This window comes from Achromobacter sp. 413638 (genome assembly GCF_043119405.1).
Lineage (GTDB): Bacteria > Pseudomonadota > Gammaproteobacteria > Burkholderiales > Burkholderiaceae_B > Achromobacter.
Window position 1 is genome coordinate 1 of the sequence record NZ_JBICCO010000168.1, and the last position, 1,598, is coordinate 1,598.

General features: G+C 53.6%; 1 protein-coding gene. It reads left to right on the forward strand.

Going from position 1 to position 1,598, the window contains the following annotated elements; translation table 11 throughout:
- Positions 1–756 (forward strand): hypothetical protein (locus ACEU5R_RS31880; protein WP_392413901.1); only part of this gene is annotated, 756 nt, incomplete at its 5' end.
- Between the last annotated feature and the right edge of the window lie 842 nt (positions 757–1,598).

Genomic DNA, 1,598 nt, shown 5'->3' on the forward strand with positions numbered 1-1,598 from the left:
CTATCTAAGAAAATCCTTGAGGTCACTGTAGCGCACCCAGGTATTCAACCCGACGACGCTATCAATCGTCTCTTCCAGATACCAGACCAACGAGCTCTCGCGCAATCGATCTATCAAACTGGTGGAAAGACGGAGCAGTTGGCCGCATTTTTGGTTAAGCATCTTGGCAGCGACCATGAAGCAGTAACGCTCTTTTCGAAGATTGTTAACCTGCTTATTCTTGAAATTGGAGAGTCTGAGAAGGAGCGATTTACACAGGCCGTCTATCTCTTTGTTGACGAGTTAGATGATTTGAGCCGGCAGCCCGCAAAAGACTCCCTGCAGACAAACGATACGCTTCGGCATTTGTATGACGCCTGCCCAAACGCGTTCGGTTTAATCATTGGCGCGTCGGCCGAGCTCAATACACTACAGCACTTGTTTACCGAGTACGTATTGTCGCGCATGACGAGAAAGATTGAGTTTTCTTTCCTTGATCAGAACGCAGCAAAGACATTCATTCGTGACGTGCTTGACCTCAAATCAAACAGGGTCGATCTTGATGCGGCTGAGAAGAGAGGCTACTTCCCCTTGACCGAGGACGCTGTAGCGGAGATCGTTTCGCACTTGCGCCAGATTACTCCGCGGGATGTTGTCAATACAATGCAGCAGGTGCTGGAGGAGATGCGGCTCGCCGAGGTTGACGTTGGTGCCGGTCCTATGGACTCGGCGGTGATGGATGACAACGGAATTCTCGACTTCATTCTTGATGACTAGCCAGACGTTCGGGAACACGTTTGGAGGCGACGCTGTTGGTAGTCCATGCCTCGATTGGCTCCTCCATTGACGCGTCTATCTAGTGCGAACACATTACGGCCTTGGGGGTGATGTCGATGCCCACGAGGTTGCGCCAGTCAGGGTAGTAATTGTTCGGGTGTATCTCGTTCCTCAGCATAACGGCGATGGGTTAAGATGATTCCTGATTGACAATATGTGTAAGAACGTCGATCCCCCGCAAACCGCTCCATAATCCGCGCCAATGCTAAGCGCGGTTTTTTGACGGTATATGGCGACGGTAGAGCTTATGTCGGTCGCCGTAAATCCCTTTAATCATAAAAACTTATGAGCCTCATTGATGATCGAGTGGGAGTGAATTGAGGTCCTTCAAGGACTATCGCCAAGTATCGAGATGTCTTCGTAAGCCCTTGATTCGAAGGAATTGCGACTTCGAAAACTATCGATAACCATCGCCGGCCTGCGCAAGCGGCTGGCGGTGGCCGTGGCGATGGATCCCGGGGACTCGATTGAGCCCCTGCCGTTGATGATCCAGACCTGACTGCACCTTCGCACGTCACTCGGTTGGCGAAGTTGAAGAGGGGCGACATTGCCAGCGAAGCCGAACGGCTTATCGACGGTATAGGCTGAATGCCCGCCGTCTGCAGAAGCCCCGCTGCCGCCTGCCCAAGGCGGCAACGGAGCGAACGCATAGTCATCGTGCGCGCAGAGAGGGACCCCCGCTCACGAAGCCCCCGCCTCCGGCACATTAGTACCCATACCCTCAGGCAGCAAGGGCGCGATCTCCGCCAGCTCATCCGCACTCAACCACAATTGCGCCGCGC